The organism is Achromobacter mucicolens (assembly GCF_902859725.1).
In the GTDB taxonomy this organism is placed as follows: domain Bacteria; phylum Pseudomonadota; class Gammaproteobacteria; order Burkholderiales; family Burkholderiaceae_B; genus Achromobacter; species Achromobacter mucicolens.
The window spans coordinates 140,574-160,977 of record NZ_CADIJP010000005.1 but is presented as its reverse complement, the minus strand read 5'-3'; the positions used below and the strand labels follow the sequence as shown (position 1 = coordinate 160,977).

The 20,404-nt window shown below is 68.0% G+C and carries 8 protein-coding genes; 2 read left to right on the top strand and 6 right to left on the bottom strand.

The genetic code is table 11. The annotated features are described in order from the left end of the window. Nucleotides 1-137: 137 nt before the first annotated feature. The 3 genes from HV786_RS27435 to HV786_RS07825 form a co-directional block, all read right to left on the bottom strand. Entirely contained in the window at nucleotides 138-13,034 is a 12,897-nt protein-coding gene (locus tag HV786_RS27435; protein WP_175210470.1) for an autotransporter-associated beta strand repeat-containing protein, read from the bottom strand. Nucleotides 13,035-13,656: 622 nt separating this feature from the next. After that, on the bottom strand, nucleotides 13,657-14,295 hold the full coding sequence (locus HV786_RS07830; RefSeq protein WP_128829134.1) for an FMN-dependent NADH-azoreductase: 639 nt from the start codon (nucleotides 14,293-14,295) through the stop codon (nucleotides 13,657-13,659). Further along, nucleotides 14,292-14,747 carry a GNAT family N-acetyltransferase gene (locus tag HV786_RS07825; protein WP_128829135.1) on the bottom strand — a complete coding sequence of 152 codons (456 nt, stop codon included), beginning with the start codon at nucleotides 14,745-14,747 and terminating at the stop codon, nucleotides 14,292-14,294. The genes HV786_RS07830 and HV786_RS07825 overlap by 4 nt, the downstream gene beginning before the upstream one ends. 112 nt (nucleotides 14,748-14,859) lie before the next feature. Here HV786_RS07825 and pdxR point away from each other — a divergent pair, with 112 nt between their 5' ends. Next, nucleotides 14,860-16,284 (top strand): MocR-like pyridoxine biosynthesis transcription factor PdxR, encoded by a 1,425-nt coding sequence (pdxR, locus tag HV786_RS07820; protein WP_128829136.1) that lies wholly within the window; start codon nucleotides 14,860-14,862, stop codon nucleotides 16,282-16,284. Nucleotides 16,285-16,305: 21 nt separating this feature from the next. On the opposite strand, the gene HV786_RS07815 is transcribed toward pdxR, so the two are convergent. Next, nucleotides 16,306-16,785 (bottom strand): carboxymuconolactone decarboxylase family protein, encoded by a 480-nt coding sequence (locus HV786_RS07815; RefSeq protein WP_128829137.1) that lies wholly within the window; start codon nucleotides 16,783-16,785, stop codon nucleotides 16,306-16,308. Between the two features lie 242 nt (nucleotides 16,786-17,027). On the opposite strand from HV786_RS07815, the gene chrA reads away from it, so the two are divergent. Further along, nucleotides 17,028-18,284, top strand: coding sequence for a chromate efflux transporter (chrA, locus tag HV786_RS07810; protein ID WP_175210468.1), 1,257 nt, complete (start codon nucleotides 17,028-17,030; stop codon nucleotides 18,282-18,284). A 27-nt stretch (nucleotides 18,285-18,311) separates the two neighbouring features. Here chrA and HV786_RS07805 read toward each other — a convergent pair whose 3' ends face one another. Both HV786_RS07805 and HV786_RS07800 read right to left on the bottom strand, forming a co-directional pair. After that, the gene (locus tag HV786_RS07805) at nucleotides 18,312-19,106 is read right to left on the bottom strand and encodes an enoyl-CoA hydratase (protein WP_128829473.1); all 795 of its coding nucleotides are present in this window, start codon (nucleotides 19,104-19,106) and stop codon (nucleotides 18,312-18,314) included. Between the two features lie 54 nt (nucleotides 19,107-19,160). Continuing rightward, nucleotides 19,161-20,363: a multidrug effflux MFS transporter gene (locus HV786_RS07800; RefSeq protein WP_175210466.1), complete on the bottom strand. Its 1,203-nt coding sequence runs from the start codon at nucleotides 20,361-20,363 to the stop codon at nucleotides 19,161-19,163. Nucleotides 20,364-20,404 lie beyond the last annotated feature (41 nt).

Below are 20,404 nucleotides of genomic sequence, written 5' to 3'. Positions count from 1 at the left end.
GAGTGCGGGCTAGCGTAAAGCGCCTAAATCAAGGGTGTCAATGCGGCCCGAACGGCTCGCCCGAAGGCATTGCGCCCTCGGCCGCAAGCGGGGCGGACAGGCGCCATCCGGATACCAGCCGGATGGCGCCGCGTGCGTCAGAAGTTCCAGCGCACGTTCAGGAAGCCCGCGTTCTCGCGGCTGCCGCTGCCGAACTGGCCTTGGTAGCTCAGGCCAATCGCGGCGTTCTTCGATACGGCCACTTCCGCACCCACTTCCGCCACGGCGGCGTTGCGGGCGATGGGCGTGCCCGCGACCGTGAAGGCCGGGCCCGAACCGAAGGCCATCGTGCGGTCGGGGTCCACGTCTCCCATCGCGTGGCGCCAGCCGAGCGTGGCGCGCAGGCGGGCGGGTGCGCCCGCGATCTGCGTGTCCAGGTTGCCGCGCAAGCCGACGGTAGTGGTCGTGATGTCGTTGCTCTGGCTGTCCGCCGACAGGGCCGCGGAGCCGCCGTCTTCCGAGAAGCCTCCCATGCGCTGCTTGATCCACGCCGCGCCCACAAAGGGTTCGACCGTCGCGTTTGGCGCAACCGGCATGGCGTAGCCCAGTTCGCCGAAGATCTGCGTGGTGTTGCCGCGATAGTCTGCCTTCAGCTCCTGGCTCGCGCCGCCGATGGCAAGATTGCGCCGGGTCTCGATGTCCTGCCAGCTGTACGCCGCGCCGGCCATGACGTTCCACGCATTGCCGCTGGGCTGCACGAAAGACTTGCCGCCGAACACCGTGACGCTGTAGCTGTCGACATCGGCTTTGGCGTTGCGGCTGTCCTGCCAGATCGTGCTGTCCTGGTAGCCCAGCGCCACGCCAACCCGCCAGCCGTCGCCCACCCGGATGTCGCCGCCGGCCAGCACGCCGCCGGTGCGCTGCCGATAACTGGGCGCGTTGCCGTCGCCGTCCTGGCTCTGCCAGTTGCCCAGTACCTCGGTCCACACGTTGCGCCGGCACGAGAAGCGCTCGGCGTAGCCACCCGCGCTGCGGCCTTGTTCGCCGCACGCCCCGGCATCGGCGCGGCCTTCGCTGCGCAGGCTGTCACGCAGATGGTTCAGGGGCAGCGTCCGCACCGATTCCGAACTGCGCACAATCGCCGATGACAACGAGGCGTGGCTGTCGCCCGACAACTGCTTGAAGGCCTCGGGCGCCTCGCCCTCGCTCAACCCCAGGATCGCCGAGTAGAGCGGGGAACCGGGGTTGATCTGCTCCAGCGCTTGCGCCACGGCGCTCTGGTTCGGCGTGTCCGTGACCGACTCGAAGCCGGTGTCGTTGCGCTCGAACGTCACGGTGACGTTGTTGGGGTCGTAGACCACTGCGCCATCCAGGAACGCGAGCTGGGGCAGGGAGGCCGAGGCGAAGGTGCCTTGCACGCCCTGGTCCGCCGTCAGCACCGTGTAGGCACTTTCCTGGGTGATCGGGGTGTTGTTGGTCACCTGCAACGCCCCGTTCAGCGTGGCGGTGCCGGCCACGTGCAGATTGGTCGCACCGGCCGGACCCACGTTGACGGCGAGCGTCGCGCCAGCGGCGTTGCTGAAGTCGTCGCTGACCTTCAACCCGCCGCCCGCTGCGGGCGAGCTTAGGACCGTACCCGCGTTGCTCAGCCCGGCGATCGTGCCGTTGCCGGCCAGCGTGGCGCCCGGATTGACTTGCACCGACGCGGGCAGCGAGGCGGGCGTCTGTGCGCTGCCAAGCAGCACGGTGCCCGCCGCAATGGTGGCGTCGCCGGTGTAGCTGTGGTCGCCGTCGATGACCAGCGTGCCGCCGCCTTGCTTGACGAGGCTGCCCGCGCCCAACAGCGTGCCGTTGAACACGCCGTACGTACCCTGATTGAAGACGAGCGCCGCGTTGTTGGCGATGACGCCTTGCAGGCTGGACGCGTCGCCGATCAGCGTGCCGGCGTTGACCTGCGTGCCGCCGCTGTAGGTGGACACGCCTGTCAGCGTCAGCGTGCCGGCGCCTTCCTTCACTAGCTGACCCTCGCCGCTGACGGGGCCCGCCAGCACGCCGTCTGCCGCCTGGTTCACGCGCAGCGTGGTCCCGGCCGCCGTGCTGACCGCGCCGGCGATGCTGGCGCCGTTGCCTTCCAGTGTGCCCCCGGCAATCACGGTGCCGCCGGTGTAGCCGTTGGCGCCGTTCAGCACCAGCGTGCCGTCGCCCAGCTTGGCAAGCGCGCCCGTGCCGTTGATCGGCTGGTTCAGTGTGAAGGTCTGGCCGGCATCGATGACATCGATGCCGCCGCCCGCGCCATCCAGCGAGACGTTGCGTGCGGTCGTGTCGAAGGCCGCGTCCGCGATGCGCAGCGTGCCGCCATCGATGGACACCGCGCCGCCGTTGCCCAACTGGTTGTCGGCGCTGACTTGCAGCACGCCGCTGCGGATGGCGGTGTTGCCGGTGTAGGTGTTGACGCCGCCAAGCACCAGTGTGCCGCCGTTCAGCTTCTCGATCCCGCCCGCGCCGGTGATGGGCGCGGCTATCGTGGCGGTGGCGCCGTTCTCCACGCGCACCGGCGTCTGCGCCTGGGCGATTGCGATGGCGCCGGCCGTGCCGGCTTCCAGCGTGTAGCCGTCGGTCAGGAACTGCAGGCCGGTCACGTTCTGCGTGCCGTCGATCGTGACAGTGCCCGCTGCACCGGAGAACGCCGCGTACTTGCCGTTCCACGGGTCGGCGCTGGTGCCCGCCGTGTCCGTCCAGTTGGTGGCCGTGGCGTTCCAGGTGCCCGCGCCGCCCGCGATGATGCCGTCGGGCGTGGTCTTCGCGCCGTTCCAGAACTGGATTTCGCCCGGCTGCGTCTGCAGCACCAGATTGATCTGGTTGGGCTGGTTCTGCAGCGTGAGGTCGGCAGTGCTCAGGCTGGCGGGCAGGGCGCCGAACTGCACACCGTTGTCGGTCAACGTGCCGCCGTAGGCGAACAGGCGGTAGACGCCCGTGCCCAGGTTTCCGCCATCCGTGATGTTCAGCACGCCATCGAGCCGCAGGTTCTGCGCCACCGTCACCGCGGTCGTCGCGGAGTTGGGCGTGCCCAGCGTGAAGTCGAGTTGCGTGCCGTTGGACAGCGCCAGGCTGCGCGCAAACGAGATCGGATTGCCGGGGGTGCCCGCCACCAGACGCGCGTTGTCCTCCAGTTCCACGTCAGCGGCCACCGAACCCGAACCGCCCAAATTGCCACCCGGATTGATCGTCACGGCGCCGCCGGTCAGCGTGCCGTCGACCAGCAGCGTGCCGTTGTTGACGGTGGTGCCGCCGCCGACGTTGTTGTTGCCGGTCAGGGTCAGCGACGCGTCGCCGTCCTTGGTCAGCGTGCCCGTGTTGTTGCCGGTGGTGTTGATGTTGCCGGCATAGGTGCCGTCTGTGCCATTCTGGTTGAACACGATGGCGCTGCCGTCCACCACGGTGATGTTGCCCTGCAGGCTGGTGGCGTTGCCGGCCAGCGTGCCGGCGTTGATGACCGTGCCGCCCGTGTAGGCGTTGGGTCCGGTCAGCGTGACCGTGCCCGCGCCGTCCTTGACCAGTCCGCCGCCGCCAGTGATGGCGCCGGCGTATGTGCCGCTGCCCGGAGGCTGGTTGAACACCACGGACGTGCCGGTCGAGGTGGTGATGTTGCCGGTAAGGCTGCTGGTGTCGCCGACCAGCGTGCCGCCCGCGAGCGTCGTGCCGCCCGTGTACTGGTTCTGACCCGTCAGCGTCAGCGTCGAGCCGTCCGTCTTGACGAGACTGCCCGTGCCGGTGAGGTTGCCGGCCAGCGTCAGGTCGTTGGGACCCGACACTGTCAGGGGCGCGCCCAGCCCGATGTCGTTGCCCAGCGCGATGCCCGGCGCGCCGGCCTGCAGCGTGCCGGGGCCCGCAACGGTCAGGCCGCCAGTGCCCAACGCGGCATTGTTGCCCGCGATGATCGTCCCGCCGGCCAGCACCGTGCCACCGTCGTAGGTGTTGGCGTTGCCCAGGGTCAGCGTCGACGTGCCGTCCTTGGTCAGCGGACCCGTACCCGACACGACGCCGTTCAGCGCCAGATCGGCCGCGCCGCCCACCGTGACCGGGCCTTGGAGCTGCACGTCGTTGGTCAGCGACACGCCTTGACCCAGCAGCGTGGTGCCGGCCGCCGCCGTCAGGACGCCCGTGCCCAATGCCGTGCCGCTGCCGATGGCAAGCGTGCCGGCGTTGAGCTGCGTGCCGCCCTGGTAGCTGTTGTTGCCCGACAGGGTCAACAGGCCCGCGCCATTCTTCACCAGGCCGCCCGCGCCGTCGATGTCCCCGGACAGACCAATGTCGGCGCCGGTGAGCGTCGTGCTGCCGGCCAGCGTGATCGCGTTGGCGGCATTGACCGGTACGCTGGCGGAAAGCGTCGTGCCATCGGCCGTCGTCAGCCGCCCCACGCCCAGCGCGGTGTCGCTGCCCCATGCAAGCGTGCCGCCGTTGAGCGCCACGCCGCCCTGGAAGCTGTTCGCGCCGTTCAGCGCCAGCGTGTCCGTCCCGTTCTTGACCAGGCTTCCGGGCCCGGCGATGTCGCCGTCCAGCGTGAGCGCCGCGCTGCCCGGCAACGTCAGCGCGCCATTCAGTTGCACGTCGTTGGCCAGGGTCACGGCTGCAGATGCGTCCAGTGCCGTGCCGTCGGCCGCGGTCAGCGTGCCGGTCCCCAGGGCGCTCGGGCTGCCCACGGTGATCTGCCCGCCATTCAGCTGCGTGCCGCCCTCATAGGCATTCGCGCCCGCCAGCGTCAGCGTGCCGGGGCCGGTCTTGATGATGCCGCCCGCGCCCGAAACGTCGCCGGACAGCGCCATGTCCGCGCCGTTCGCCACCGTGACGCCGCCCAGCAGGTTCATATCGTTTGCCAGGGCAACCGCGACGTCGTTGGACAAGGTGGTGCCATCGGCCGTCGTGAAAAGGCCCGTGCCGAGCGCCGTATTCGAGCCGACCTTGATCTCGCCTTCCTGCAGCAGTGTGCCGCCCGTATAGGTGTTGGCGCCCGCAAGCACCAGCGTGCCCGCGCCCGTCTTGGTCAGCGTGGCCGTGGGGTCCGCGCCCGATATCGTGCCGGACGCGGTGTACGCGCCTTGCGTCACATCGATGGCGCCTGCGCCTTCCAGCGTAAGCTCGCGGGCGGTCGTGCCCGGCGCGGCATTCGCATAGCGCAGCGTGCCGCCGTCGAACACCACGCGATTGGCCGCGTTGCCCAACTGGTTGTCCGCGCTGATCTCCAGCACGCCGCCTTCAAGCCGCGTGTCGCCGACATAGGTGTTGGCCTGGGTAAAGACGAGCGTGCCGCCATCGCGCTTGGCGATGGTGGCCGTGCCTTGCAGGGTCGTGTCCAGCGTCGCCGTCGCCGACGGTTCGACGCGCAGGGTGGCTACGCCGCTGGCATCGGGCAGCGCGTTCAGCGCGCCGCCGGTCAGCGTGTAGCCGTCGGTCGCGAACTGCAGTCCCTGGAAGCCTTGCGTGCCGGCCAGCGTGACGGTGCCGGCTGTGCCCTCGAACACGCCATAGCGGCTGTTCCACGTGCCGGGCGTGCCGTTGACGTCGGCCCAGCTCTGCGTGGCCGAGTCCCAGGTGCCGGTCCCGCCTTGCCAGAACTGGATATCGCCGGCCTGGCTTTCGTTCAGCACGTTCACCTGCCCGGCCACGTTGGTCTGCAGCGTGATGACACCCGGCGGCAGGGTACCCAGCGCCAGGTTCAGCGAGGTCGCCGCGCCCGAATAGGCAATGACGCGGTACACGCCGACACCAAAGTCAGGCGTGCCGTCGATGTTCAGCGTACCGTTCAGGTCGACGTTGCCGTGCACGTTGATGAGGCCGCCGGCGTTCGGCGCGCCTAGTTGTGCGTCGATGGACGACGCGCTGTCCAGCGTCAACGATCCCAGCGTCAGCGCGCCCGGCGAGGCCGACGTCACCGCGATCGACCCGCCGTTGTTCACATTGACGTTGCCATCGGCCGTGCCGGTGCCGGCCAGGATGGCCGCCGGGCCATTGACGTTGACCGTGTTGCTGGCCAGCGTGCCGCCTAGGTTCACCGTGCCATCGTTGATGTTGAAGACGCCGGAATGACTGCTGGCGCCGTTCAACGCCAATGCGCCGGGGCCGGTCTTGGCGATGATGCCTGCGCCGGCGAGGTCGCCGCCGAAGACGCTGTCCGCCGGGCCGCCAAGTCCCAGGCTGCCGTCCACCTGCAATCTGCCCGCCCCGGACAGGGCCGCAATGAACTCGGAGCCGCCCAGTTGCAGTGTGGCGCCGTTGTCGATGCGTACGCTGGAAGCCGATTCGAGCAGGTTGTTGCCCTGCGTGACCAGCGTGCCCTGCGCAATGCCCACGCCGCCGGTCAGCGCGTTGCTGCCGGCAAGGGTCAGCGTGCCCACGCCCGCTTTTTCCAGGCTGCCCGCGCCGCTCAGCGCGCCGGCATAGGTGCCGGCAGCGGCCTGATCGAAGGTGAGGGTGGTGCCCGCGCTCGCGGCGACCGGACCCGAGAGGCTGTCCGTGTCGCCCGTGATCGCGCCGGCCTGGAGCTGCGTGCCGCCCGCGTAGCCGTTGCTACCGGCCAGCGTCAGCGTGCCCGTGCCGGTCTTGACCAGTGCCCCGTTGCCGGTGATGTCGCCGCCGAGCGCCCAGTTGCCCGCGCCGTCCACGGTCAGCGTGTCGCCGAGCGCGATCGCGTTGGCCAGGGTCACACCATCGGCCGCCGACAGCGTTGCGGTGCCGGTCACGTCCAGCGCGCCGGTGCCGAGCGCCGTGCTGCTGCCTGCGACCAACGTGCCGGCCGACAGCGTCGTGGTGCCGGCGTAATCGTTATCGCCCGAAAGCGTCAGTGTCGCGCCGCCATTCTTGATAAGGGCGTTGCCGCCGGTGATGGCGCCGGTCAGAGTAAGGTCCTGGCTGCCGTTTACGGTCAGGTCGCCGCCGGTCAGCGAAATCTGATTGCGCAGCGTCGTGGCCGTCGCGGCGTCAAGCGCGGCATCGCCCGAGACGGTGAGGGCGCCCGTGCCCAGCGCCTGATCCGATCCCGCCACGATGAGACCCTGCGCCAGCGCCGTCCCGCCCTCGTAGGTGTTGCCGCCCGTCAACGTCAACGTGTTCGCGCCCAGCTTGCTCAGACCGCCCGTGCCGGACACGGTGCCCGTCAGCGTGATGTCCTGCGCGCCCGAGACGTCGAGCGGGCCGCCGTCCAGCGCGACGGCGTTGGCCAGCGTCACCGGCGTGGTGAGCGCCTGCAGCGTGGCCGCGCCGCCCACTGTCAACGCACCGCTGCCCAGCGACGTATCGCTGCCCACCTGCAGCGCGCCGCCGTCGATCCGCGTTCCGCCCGCGTAGGTGTTGGCGCCGGCCAGCGTCAGCGCGCCTGCCCCGGCCGCGGCCAAGCCGCCAGCCCCGGAAATCTCGCCGTCAAAGCGCAATCCATTGGTCGTGTCCAGGTTCAACGCCTGGCCCAGGACCACGTTGTTGGCCAGCGCCACGGCCTGGCTTGATCCAAGCGTTGCCGCGCCGCTCACCGTCAGGTCTCCGGTGCCGAGCGCCGCGTTATCGCCCAGCCGGAGGGCCCCGGCCGTGAGCGTCGTGCCGCCGGCGTACGTGTTCGCGCTGGCCAGCGTCAGCGTCGAGGCGCCCGACTTCGTCAGCGAACCTGCGCCGTCGATCAGCCCGTTCAGGTTGATGTCGCGGTCGCCGGTCACGGTCAATGCCGCGGCCAGCGTGGTGTCGTTGATGAGATTGAGCGCCGGGCCGCCCGTCACGCCGGACAGGGTGGCGTCTGCATTGACGAGCAAGGCGCCCGTGCCGAGCGAGCCGTCCTGTCCAACGCGCACGTTGCCGCCGTTCAACTGCGTGCCGCCGGCGTACGCGTTGGCGCCGGCCAGGGTCAGCGTCGTGCCCGCGCCCGCGGCAATCAGGCCGCCGTCGCCACCGACGGTGCCGAGCAGCGTCGCGTCCTGCGATTGCGCCAGCGTCAGATCCGCGCCAGCGCCGACGTTGATGGCGTTGCCGAGTGTCAGGCCGGCCGTGCTGTCCAGCGCCGCGTCGGCCGTGACGGCCAACGGACCCGTGCCCAGCGCGGCGTCGTTGCCCAGCACCAGACGGCCGCTGTCCAGCCTGGTCGCGGCGTGCGAGTTCACGCCGTTCAGCGTAAGCGTTCCCGCGCCCGCCTTGATGAGCGAGCCCGCGCCCGTGATCGTATTGTTCAGCGTCAGATCGCCCGCGCCGCCCGTCGTCAGGGCCGCGCCCAGCGCGATGGCGTTGTTCAGCGCCACCGTGCCGTCGGTCAGCAGGCCGGACGTGCCCGCGACACTCAGCGCGCCGGTGCCGAGCGCGCTGCCGCTGCCGACGCGGATTGCGCCGCCTGTCATGGTCGTGCCGCCGCCATAGGTGTTGTTGCCGGTCAGCGTCAGCGTGCCCGGACCCGCCTTTGCCAGCGCGCCGTCCGCGCCCGACACCAGGCCGGTAAGCGTCAGGTCGTTGGTGCCCGGGTTGGTCAGCGTCGCGCCGGGAGCAATCGCCACATCGTTGGCCAGCGTCACGGCGGCCGTCGCGTTCAGCGCACTTGACCCCGTGACGTTCAGCACGCCCGAGCCCAGCGCGGTGTCGCTGCCCGCGGCGATCGTGCCAGCCGCCAGTGTCACGCCGCCGATGCCGCTGTTGTCGCCGCCCAGCGCCAGCGTGCCCGCGCCCGACTTGGTAATGCGGCCTGCGCCCGAAAGCGCCTGGCCCAGCGTGAACACATTGCCCGCATCGGCAATATCGAAGCCCGCGCCCGCGCCGGTATCGATGGCGCGCGTGGTGCCGGAGTAGCCCGTGCCGGTCACGCGCAAGGTGCCGCCGGCAAAGTTCAGCGCCGTCCCCGCCGCACCCAGGTTGCTGTCGGCGCTGACTTGCAGCACGCCTTCGCTGATCTGCGTGCCGCCCGTGTATTCGTTCGTGCCGCCCAGCACCAGCGTGCCCTGGTCGCGCTTGTTCAGCGTGCCGGCGCCACGGATGACGCTGTTCACCGTTCCCGTCAGCGAGGGATCGACGCGGAACGTGTTCGGGCCCGCGGCCAGACGGATCGCGCCGTCCCGCAGCGTGTACCCATCGGTGAAGAACTGCATGCCCGTGACGGCCTGCTCGCCGGCCACGGTGACGACGCCGCCCGAGGTGCCGCCAAAGATGGCGTAATTACCGGCCCAGGTCTGGCTCAGAAGTCCCGCCTGATTGGTCCAGTTTGTCGAGCCCGCCTGCCACGTGCCCGCGCCGCCCGCCAACGTGCCATCCGCAAGCTGCTTGGGGCCGTTCCAGAACTGCACGCTGCTGTCGCTGGTCTGAACCACCAGGTTCACCTGCTGGTTCACGGCGGTCTGGATCTGCAGGTTTGACGGCACCGTGCCCGGGGGCAGGGAGCCGAGCGCGAGCCCGTTGTCCGTGAGCTGACCGGTGTAGGTGATCAACCGGTAGACGCCTTCGCCGAAGCCGCCCTTGTCGGTGACGTTCAGGTCGCCGTCCAGCGTCAGGTTGCCGTTGACCTGCACCAGCGTTTGCGGCGTGGCCGGCGGCGCGCCCAGCGCCACGTTGAATTGCGAGCCCTGATTCAGCGTCAGTCCGCCCAGCGTCAGGGTCTGGCCGGACGTGGCCGACAGCGCGCCGCCCGATGCGACCGTCGTCAAACCGCCAAGAACGCCCGAGCCGGCAAGCGTGGCGCCTGCGCCCACGTTCACCTGCGAACTGGCCAGACTGCCGTTCACGTTCAATGCGCCCGCCGCCACATCGAACGCGCCGCTTTGCGTGCTGGTGCCGGCCAGCGTCAATGTGCCGGTGCCGCTTTTGACGACGTTGCCCGCGCCGGACAGCGCGCCATCGAAGATCGAATCTCCGTTGTCCTGGCCCAAATGCACTGTCGCGCCCGCGCCGAGGTCCAGCCGTCCCGTGCCCGCGAGCGAGCCGAACGTTTCGCTGTCTGCCAGCCGCAGCACGGTGCCGCCGTTCAGATTCACGGCAAGGCTGTCAGCCAGGGCCTGTCCGCCGCGCGTTTCGACCGTGCCGGACAGCAGGTTCAGCCCACCGGTGAAGGTGTTGGCGCCGCTGAGCACCAGCGTCTGTCCGCCTGCCGCGACATCGACGCTGCCCGACCCGCTGATCGCGCCGCCATAGGCGCCATCCACGCCCTGGGCAATCAGGAGCTTGGAATCGTTCAGCACGCTCGCACCCAGGCTGCCGGCGCCGGCTTGGACCGTTCCGCTTGTGATGGTCGTGCCGGCGTGGGTGTTGGCGCCCGTAAGCGTCAGTGTGCCCGAGCCGTCCATCACCAGGCGGCCGGGGCCCGTGATCGCGCCGGCCAGTCCGATATCGCTCGCGCCGTTGACGGTCAGGTTGCCCGTCAACGCGACGTTGTTGACGAAGCTGCGCGCCTCCGAGCTTTGTAGCGCGGCATTGCCGCCCACAGCCAGTGTGCCGCTGCCCAACGCGGTATCGCTCGCGGCAATTACCGTGCCCGCGTTCAGCAGGACGCCACCGCCATGCGTGTTGGTGCCGGCCAGTGTCAACGTGCCTGCATCGTTCAAGGCGATGGCGCCGGCGCCGGAAATGTTGCCCGTCAGGCTCACCGCCTGTCCGTCGGTGGCGATGCCCAGCGTGTTGCCCAGGCGCACGTCGTTGGACACGGTCAGGTTGCTCGCGGCCAGCGTCGCCGGCCCTTGGACGTCCAGAAGGCCGGTGCCCAGGCCTTGCGCGTTCGTGAGCGTCAGTTGGCCCGCGTTGAGCAGGACGCCGCCAGTGTGCACGTTGGCTGCCGACAGCGTCAGGTCGGCGTTGCCGTTCTTGACCAGCGTGCCGCCGCCCGACAGCGCGCCGCCCAGCGTCAGCGCCTGACTGCCGCCGATGGTGAGCCGGTCGCCCAGCACGAACTGGTTGCCCAGGCTGACAGGCGATGCGCTGTCCACCGTCGTCGCGCCCGTCACGTTGATCACGCCGGTCCCCAGCGCGTTGTTGGCGCCCGCAACGACTGTCCCCGCGGCGAGCGTGCCGCCGCCGAAGCTGTTCGTGGCATTCAGCGTGAGCACGCCGGTCCCCGTCTTCACCAGCGTGCCGCCCGCGCCGGACACCGTGCCGTTGAGCGTGAGATTGCCGGCGCCGCCCACGGTCAGCGCATTGCCCAACGCGAAGTTGTTGCCCAGCGCCACGCCTGAACCGGCAAGGGTGGTTGCGCCGCTGACAGTGACCGCGCCGGTGCCCAGCGCCCCGGCTGCGCCCACATTCACGGTGCCGCCCGCCAGCGTGGTGCCGCCGGTATAGGTGTTGGCGCCGTTCAGATTCAGCACGCCCGAACCGGTCTTGACCAGCGATCCGGCCGCGCTGATCGGCCCGTTCAATGTCAGCGTTTCGGTGCCATTTAGGGTCAGCGCGCTGTTCAGCACGATCGCGTTCTGCAGCGCAACGCTAGCCGACGACGCAAGGGTCGATGCGCCGCTGACGGTGAGCGGTCCCGCACCAAGCGCGGCATTGTTGCCCACCACCAGGCCACCGGCATTGATGCGCGTCGAGCCATGCGAATTCGTGCCGTTCAGCGTCAGGATGCCAGCGCCGTTCTTGACCAGCGCCGATGCGCCCGACAGCGCGCCGGACAGCGTGAGCGCCGAGACGTTGGCCAGGGCAAGATCGGCATTGAGAACGATGTTGTTGTTTAGGTTCGTGGCGCTGCCGGGCTGCAGCGACGAGGCGCCATACACGACCAGGTCACCCAGTCCCAATGCGCTGTTGCCGCCAAGCGCCAGGCTGCCGCCGCCTAACCGCACGCCGCCCAGGTGCGTGTTTACGCCATTGAGCGTCAGGACGCCCGTGCCGGCCTTGTCCAGCGTGCCGGCGCCTGAGATGGCGCCCGCAAGCGTCACGTTGTTCGCGCCTTGAACGCTCAGTCCGCCCGCATTGATCTGGACGGCATTGGCCAGCGAAAGCCCCGCAGTGGCCGCCGTTATTGCACCGCCATTGCCGGTCAATGTTCCCGCGCCGAAAGCATTGCTGCTGTCAAAGTTCACCAGACCGCCATTCAACGTCGTCTGGCTGCTGACTAGCGGCCCGTTAATGGTCCAGGTGCCGCCGTTCACGCGCAGGTTATTGAAGTTGCGGTACACCGCCGAGCTTGCGGTGCCTGTCCCGCCGGTGCCGGACACCTCCGGATTCTGCAGCACCAGCGTGTTGTTGCCGTTCGCACCGCCGTCCACGGTGCCGCCCCGGGCAAAGCCTAGCGCTATGCTCGCGTCCAGGCCCGCCACAGACAGGTCCACCCCCACGTCCGCGCCGCCCGCCGAGATGGCCGATCCCGTCACGGCGGTGAACGTGTTGGTGCTGTTCTGCCCCATGCTCACGCTGCCGTTGATCGTGCCCGCATTGACGAAGCTGTTGCCGGTGACCGATCGGCCCAGTCCCACGCGGCCATTGATGACGCCGCCAGCCGCATTGTTCACGGTGACCGGCGCGCCGCCATAGGCGGCAATCACGGGACTGGCGTTCAACAGCGAGACGGAAAGCAGCCCCGGCTTCAGGCCGATGGTGCCCGAGTTGTCGATGTTGATGGTGCCGGTGGCATTGCTGCGCAAGGCGAGGGCGGTTCCGTCCAGCGTGCTCAGGACCTGCAGGCCCAGCACCGACAGCCCCGCGCCATACAACGTGCCACTGTTGTTCACGCGCACCGTGCCTGCGTTGGTCGCATTGCCCATGATTGCGCCCGAGGTTCCCAGGGCAAGCAGCGACAGGGTGGGGTCAATGAGGCCCTGATTGGTCAGCGTCGTATTGCGCCCCGTCAGCTTGACGGCCGCCGAACCGGGGAGGCCTAGCGTGGGTCCCGTGGATTGTCCGGCTGGCGTGACCAGCACTGAGACATCGTTGGCGCTGCTGTTGACCGTGTTCGGATTGAGCAGGGTGTACGCGTCGTTGCAGATGATCGACGTGCCGGTCGTCGTGCAGGCTAGGGCGGCCGGCACGGGCAATAGCAGCATCGCGAGGACGCGCCAGACGTAATTCAGGTGTAGGGGAACGTGGGTATAGCCATGCCGGTGGCCAGAGGTCATGTCAGCTCCAGGACGGAAGGAGCCTTACCCGTTTTCGCACGCGTCAATCATCCGCAAACGGACAAGGCAGCTGCAACTTCAGGAACCCAGTCGGCGGTTGATGTTGTTGTCCCGTCCGCTGAATAAGGGCCAGTGTTGGGGCGGAACAAGGGTTGGGGCTGTAAACAATCCCCGTTAAACGTAACCGAACAATTCGATGTAATTGCCGATTGTCTCTGGTTGAAATATACGTGTAGTTACTAATATTTCGTACAGAAATAATCAAAAACATTATTCATGCCGCAGCTTTATTTCCGATTAATCGCATAATTTCGACGATATTCAGCGTCGCGGATAACCTAGGAATTATGATGCTGGCTATTTAGCTAAGATATTGATAAATATAGATTAATGGTCAGTTTTCTATTCAGGAAAACTTAATCGCAAACGCCGATTTCAGTTTCCTGCAGAAGGCGGTCAGGAATGCGAATTGCTGAGATGTTTTCTGGTTGCGGCATATTTTTGAGTTAACGACCAATAATCCAACGAAAATTTCTGACAGAAATTCGCCCCCATCCGCGAGGATTCGGGGGCAGACGAAGCGGCTTGTTCGCATCAAAACGCAAGCAGGCGTAAACGGGGCCTATCCAATTATTTCCTCGACCGGCCGGGCGTACGAAATGCCTTCGAGCGCCCCCTCCGCCCGCGCTCGGGCAAGCGCCAGCAACTCGGGCCCACGGGCCGTTCCCTCCACCGCTACAAACGTCACCTGTTTCAACCCGATGGTCGCCAGCACGTGCCGCAGGTATGGCGTCAGGAAGTCCGGCTGACGGGCCTCTTCGCCGCTGAAGGTCCCGCCCGACGAGATCGCGACAAACACGGGGCGATCCGCCAGCAATCCGACCTTGCCCTGCGGCGTGATGTGAAACGTATTGCGCACCCGGACAACAAGGTCCAGCCATGCCTTCAACGCGGAGGGGACGGTGAAGTTGTGCATGGGCGTGGCCAGCACGATGTGGCTGGCGTTTTCCAGCATCCGGATCAGCGCGCCCGACGCGTGTAGGGATCCGCGCGCGAGCACGTCGGCGGCAGGATCCGCCGGCGCGGCCAGCGCCGCGGCATAGTCGCTGTCCGCATGGGTGAGGGTGGTGGCGTCGAACTCCACGACCTCCAGGCCGCCGGCCGGCGCCGTCCGCACGAGGCGTTCGACGATGCGCTGGGACAGGCGATAGCTCTCGGAATCGAGTCCGCGCGGGCTGCAGCGGATACGAAGAATGCTCATTGGGTGTTTCCTTTCAAGGATTTGCTGAACCGGATGGCGCTGGTCAACAGGCCCTGCCGGAAGTAGAAGCGTTGCGCCAGCGCGTTGCCCAGCCCGGTGTCCAGCACCAGCTTGTCGCAGTCCGCGCCGCGCGCCAGGTGATCCAGCTCGGCGATCAGCCGAGCGCCCCAGCGGCTGCCGCGCGCCGAGGGCGCCACCACCAGGTCGTCCACATACATGAACCGCCCGTAGATCAGGTTTTCCTGATACCGGTATCCCGCCAGCGCCAGCGCCTCGCCGTCGCGCATGACGGCGAGCAGGCGATAGTTTTGCTGGTGCATTCGGGCCAGGCGTTCGACAAACGCGTCGTCGTGGGCAAGATGGGGTCGCAGCTCGCGCATCAGCGGCAGGCAGGCCCGCCATTCTTCCGGGGTCTGCAGATGGCGCAAGGCCGGTTCCGTGGATGTGTGCATGGGGTCCGTAGCTCGAAGTTCAGGGCGCGAAGCGCACGCCCACCGTGAGTACGAATCTTAAAAACCACATGCCATAATTTGAAGGGCCATAAATGCGCTTACGGACTATGCCATGATTCCCGCAACACCCGACGGTCTGCAAACCGTCTCCGACGCCGCCGGCCATCCGCTCTACCGCCAGATCTATGAGCGGTTCCGGGGCGCCATCGCCGAGGGCACCCTCAAACCCGGCGACCGCATCCCGTCGGCACGCGCGCTTGCCAAGGAAATCGGCGTGGCGCGCGGCACCATCGAGGTCGCCTATTCGCTGCTGGCGTCCGAGGGCTACATCCAGGCGCGCGGCCAGGCCGGCACCGTGGTCGCTCCCAACCTGCAACCGCTTGCGCGCTCCGCGCCCGCCGCAAAGGCCCGGCCCGCCGAGGCGCAGGAAGACGGCTGGCAGCGTCCGGCCGCACCGTTGCCCTTCCAGATGGGACTGCCGGCGCTCGACGCGTTTCCGCGCAAGATATGGGCGCGTCTGGGCGCGCGCCATCTGCGCGGCATGCAGCCGCCGGATCTTGCATACCCCGATCCCTCGGGCTTGCTCGCGCTCAGGACCGCGACGGCCGCCTACCTGCAGGTGGCGCGCGGCATCCAGTGCACGCCCAGCCAGGTGTTCATCACGACGGGCTACAACAACACCTTGCAGCTCATCATGCAGGCGCTGTTCAAGCCCGGCGATTCGGTCTGGGTGGAAGACCCCGGCTATCCGCCCACGCGGGCGCTGCTGGCGCAGGCAGGGATGCAGGCCGTGCCGGTGCGGGTGGACGCGCAAGGGCTGGTCGTGCAGGCGGGCATTGCACAGGATCCGCGGGCGAGGGCGGCGGTCGTGACGCCCGCGCACCAAAGTCCGCTATGCCTGTCGCTGTCGCTGCCCCGGCGCCAGGCGCTGCTGGACTGGGCCGAACGCAGCAGCGCGTGGATCGTGGAGGACGATTACGACGGCGAATACCGCTACGTCGGCCGTCCGCTGCCGGCCCTGAAAAGCCTGGACCGTCAGGGCCGCGTGCTGTATTCGGGCACCTTCAGCAAGGTGCTGTTTCCGGGCATGCGGCTCGCCTACCTGGTGGTGCCCGAGGAGCAGGCGCCGCGCTTCGAGCGTCTGTGCCTGCTGCTGGCGGGCGGCGCGCCGGCGTTGACGCAGGCCGTGCTGGCCTCGTTCATCAACGAAGGACATTTCGCGCGCCATATCCAGCGCATGCGCCGTCTGTACAGCGAACGGCGCGAGGCCACGGCCGCGGCGCTGTCCAGCGTGCTGGGCAACCGGTTGCGCATCGATCCGCAGCCGGGCGGCATGCATTTGGTGGCGCGGCTGGACGGCCATCAGACCGATCGCGAACTTGCGGCGCGCATGCTGCGGCAGGGCCTGTACGCCCATGCCTTGTCGCACTGGTCGGCAGCGCCGGACGCGCGCGCCGGTCTGCTCATGAGCTTCACCAATATCGTCTCGGCCGAGCAGGCGGAGCAGCTGGCGCGCCGCATCCTGCAGCTCATGTGACCCGCGTCAGCAGAGCGCCGGTCAGTTCAAGCCGGCCTTGTCCAGGCCATAGGCCTTGTCGGCGGACCCGGGCTCGGTGCGAAACGCGACGTTCAACCGGTTCCAGCCATTGATCCCGACCACCAGGAAGGTCAGGTCCGACAGTTCGGTTTCCGTGAACTGCGCCCGCACGGCGTCGTAGATCTCGTCCGGCACGCCGTGCGGGGGCAGCGTCGTAAGCGCCTCGGTCCATTCCAGCGCGGCGCGTTCGCGCGGCGAAAAAAGGGGGGATTCGCGCCAGATGGCGACGTGATGCAGGCGCAGCGCGCGCTCGCCCTTGATCGTGGCTTCCTTGACGTGCATGTCCAGGCAGAATCCGCAGCCGTTGAGCTGCGAGGCGCGGATATCGACCAGCGAGCCAAGCTCCTGGACCACAGGCGTCTTCTTTAGCGCCATGCTGAAGTCCAGATACTTCTTGGACAGGACTTCGGACACCTGGAAATAATTCAACCGTTGGCTCATGTTCAGACCTTTCTATTGGAATGGGATGGGGGAATGACCGGCAAATGATGGCGCCGACTGGCCTACCGCTGAAGTGCCAAGAACCTATTTTTGATATGGGCCATGATGTGCCGGGCGGTGCGCCCGCCAAGCGCCAATTCCTGACATTTATCCGATTGAATCCCGGCCGTGGCCCGGCTATAAGTTTGGTGCTGGGGCCTTTTATAAAATCGCCGCCCCGATTTCCCACGAAGCCCGAGCCGATGCCGCACCCATCCCCCCATGACGAACATGTCGACAGCAAGCCGGCCACCGGCGCGCGCGCCCAGACCGACCGAGGGTCCTGTCTTGAAGTGTTTCTGGTGTTCCTGCGCCTGGGCTTGACGTCCTTTGGCGGACCGGTCGCGCATCTGGGTTACTTTCGCACCGAATTTGTCGACCGGCGCCGATGGCTCGACGATTACACCTTTTCGGATCTGGTCGCGCTGTGCCAGTTTCTGCCGGGTCCGGCCAGCAGCCAGGTCGGCATGGCGATCGGCTTGCGCCGCGCCGGGTGGGCCGGCATGCTGGCCGCGTGGGTCGCCTTTACGCTGCCTTCGGCACTCGCCCTGATCGGATTTGCGATGGGGCTTGCCCACTACGGCTGGCTTTCCGGGTCGGCGGCCATTCATGGGCTGAAGGTGGCCGCCGTGGCCATCGTCGCGCAGGCGGTATGGGGAATGGGCCGTTCGCTGTGCCCGGACAGATCCCGCGCCGCGCTGGCGGTCGCCGCCGCATTACTCACGGTGTTACTGCCGGCCGCGCTGGCGCAGGTCGGCGCCGTGGTGCTGGGCGCGGTGATCGGCGCGGCCTTCCTGCAATTGCCGGCCCGGCCCGTTCTCTCCCACGCCCCTTCCGGCGTGTCGCGCGCGGCGGCCGTGGCGTCGCTGGTGCTCTTTGCCGTGCTGATGGCGGGGCTGCCGCTCTGGGCGCTCATCTCCAGCGGCGCGCTGGCGGGCCAGATCGACGGCTTCTATCGCGCCGGCGCGCTGGTCTTTGGCGGCGGGCACGTTGTGCTGCCGCTGCTGGAGACGGCGTCGGTCTCCACCGGCATGGTGTCCAGCGCGGATTTCCTGGCCGGTTATGGTGCGGCCCAGGCCATGCCCGGGCCCTTGTTCACCTTCGCGGCCTTCCTGGGCGCAATGTCCTCCGGCCCCTTGTCCGGATGGGCGGGCGGCTTGCTGCTTCTCTGCGTCATCTTCGTGCCGGGCGCCTTGCTGCTTACCGCGGCGCTGCCGTTCTGGGACTCGCTGCGGCGCCGTCCAGGCGTGCGCAACATGGTGGCCGGCGTCAATGCCAGCGTCGTTGGCATCCTGCTCGGCGCGCTGTATGACCCCGTCTGGACCAGCGCAATTCTAGGCAAGGCCGACTTTGGCCTCGCGCTGTTGCTGTTTGCGTTGCTGGTCTATGGCCGTTGGTCGCCGTTATGGGTGGTGCTGCTGGCGGCCGTCAGCGGCTGGTCGCTGGGCTGGCTGGTCTAACCCCCGGCCCCAGCCGCCGGCGCGTCGTCACGACGTCCAGCGCGGCGGGCGTTTCTGCAGGAAGGCGTCGATGCCTTCGCACGCGTCCGCCTCCATCATGTTGCGGGCCATCACGTCACCCGCGTAATCATAGGCATCGGCCAGGGCCATCTGCCGCTGCTTGTAGAACATCCGCTTGCCGTAACGCACGGCGGCCGGGCTCTTGGCCAGGATGTCGTCCACCAGCGTGCGCACCCGCGCATCCAGTTCGCTCTCGGGCGCCGTCGCGTTGATCAGCCCCCAGTCCACGGCCTGGGCAGCATCGATGAAGCGCGCGGTCATCAGCATCTCGAAGGCGCGCTTGGCAGACACGTTGCGCGTCAGGGCCACGGCGGGCGTGGCGCAGAACAGGCCGACATTGATGCCGGACACGGCGAACTTCGCGGTGTCCGCGGCGACTGCCAGGTCGCAGCTGGCGACCAGTTGGCATCCCGCCGCTGTTGCAATGCCATGCACCTTGGCGATCACGGGCACCGGCAGCGCCTGCAAGCCTTGCATGACGTTGCCGCATCGGCGAAAGAGCGCCCGGTAGTAATCAAGGTCCGGCTGGCTGCGCATCTCGCGCAAGTCATGGCCCGCGCAAAATGCGCGGCCGGCCGACTCCAGCACCACGCAGCGGACGTCGGCATCGCATGCCAGTGTGTCGATTTCCTGTTGCAACGCGGTCAGCATCGCCTCGGACAAGGCATTGAACTGGGAAGGGCGGTTCAGGCGCAGCGTGACGACGCCGCCCTCGGCGCTGCGCAGCAGCACCGGTTCGTCCGCGGGTTTTTCGATGGACATGTCGCCTCCAGGTGGTTGTTCCTGGATACTAGCGCACGCCCCGCGCCCGTTGGCTCAGGAACCGGCGGCAAGGCGCCGGCCCAACGCCGGCGACAGCAGCAGCAGCGGCGCCACGATGACCGCGCCGACCAGCGCCATGGCCGCCTGAGGCGCCATGCCGCTGTCCAGCAGCAGGGTGGCGATCACCGCCGACCCGCTCATCTGGAAAAGGCCATACACGGCGGCGGCAGTGCCCGCCCGGTCAGCGAAGGGCTCGAGCGCCAGGCTCAGCCCCGATCCCAGCGCCAGCGAGAATCCGACGGTAAACACCGTGACCGGCAGCATGAAGACCCAGGCCGACAGGGGCATCCACAGCCACGCGCTGGCCTGCAGGACCGACGCCAGCAGGAGGGCGGCCATGCCGACGCGCACCATGTTGTAGCGGCCATGCCGCGCGATGAAGGTGGGCGCCAGGAAAAACGCCGCGATGTTGATGGTTGCATTTGCCCCAAACCATGCTGAAAAGCCCAGCTCGCTGTATCCAAGCTGCTCGACCAGCACGACGGGCGCGGCCGACACGAACACTAGGATCATGGCCATGCCCGCCATGCCGAAGCACGCAAAGTACAGGAACCGTCCGCTGGTGACGATGGACGCATAACGGGGCAGGCTGTACAGCGCGCCTGGCGGGTGCGCGAGTTTGGCCCGGGTTTCCTCGAAGCGCACGGCCAGCAGCGCCGCCAATGCCAGCGCGAACACCGTCATGAAGACGAACGTGCTGCGCCAGCCCGCATGCAGCGCCAGCACGCCGCCCACCATCGGCGCCAGCGCGGGCACGGAACATAGCGCGCCGTTCAGGTAGCTATAGACGCGCGCGCCGACGGCCGGGGTAAAGCAATCCCGCACGGCGGCAAAGGCGACCAGCGATGCCGAACACGCGCCCAGTCCCTGAATGACGCGCGCCGCGTAAAACACCTCGAGGGACGTTGCCGACGCGCCCAGCGCCGAGCCCGCCAGATATGCCGCAGCGCCGCACAGGGCAACGGGCCGGCGGCCATAGCGGTCGGCCAGCGGGCCGATCAGCACCTGGCCCACGCCCACCGCAAAAATGAACAGGGTGATGCTGGATTGCAAGGCGCCGATGGGCTCGCCAAACGCCAATGCCATGGCGGGCAGGGAAGGCAGGTAGATGTCGATGGCCATCGGCGTGAGCGTGACCAGTCCCATCAAAAGACCGATCAGCCAGCGCTGGCCTCGGGGCGTCAAGGCAGACTTCATACGAGGCTCTGGGCCCATTGCAGACCCGGGAAAACCCGACA

What these genes read in the sequence shown, in the direction of transcription:
- HV786_RS27435 (WP_175210470.1), bottom strand. Translation starts at nt 13,034, where the DNA reads ATGACCTCTGGCCACCGGCATGGCTATACCCACGTTCCCCTACACCTG.
- HV786_RS07830 (WP_128829134.1), bottom strand. Translation starts at nt 14,295, where the DNA reads ATGAGCATTCTTCGTATCCGCTGCAGCCCGCGCGGACTCGATTCCGAG.
- HV786_RS07825 (WP_128829135.1), bottom strand. Translation starts at nt 14,747, where the DNA reads ATGCACACATCCACGGAACCGGCCTTGCGCCATCTGCAGACCCCGGAA.
- pdxR (WP_128829136.1), top strand. Translation starts at nt 14,860, where the DNA reads ATGATTCCCGCAACACCCGACGGTCTGCAAACCGTCTCCGACGCCGCC.
- HV786_RS07815 (WP_128829137.1), bottom strand. Translation starts at nt 16,785, where the DNA reads ATGAGCCAACGGTTGAATTATTTCCAGGTGTCCGAAGTCCTGTCCAAG.
- chrA (WP_175210468.1), top strand. Translation starts at nt 17,028, where the DNA reads ATGCCGCACCCATCCCCCCATGACGAACATGTCGACAGCAAGCCGGCC.
- HV786_RS07805 (WP_128829473.1), bottom strand. Translation starts at nt 19,106, where the DNA reads ATGTCCATCGAAAAACCCGCGGACGAACCGGTGCTGCTGCGCAGCGCC.
- HV786_RS07800 (WP_175210466.1), bottom strand. Translation starts at nt 20,363, where the DNA reads ATGAAGTCTGCCTTGACGCCCCGAGGCCAGCGCTGGCTGATCGGTCTT.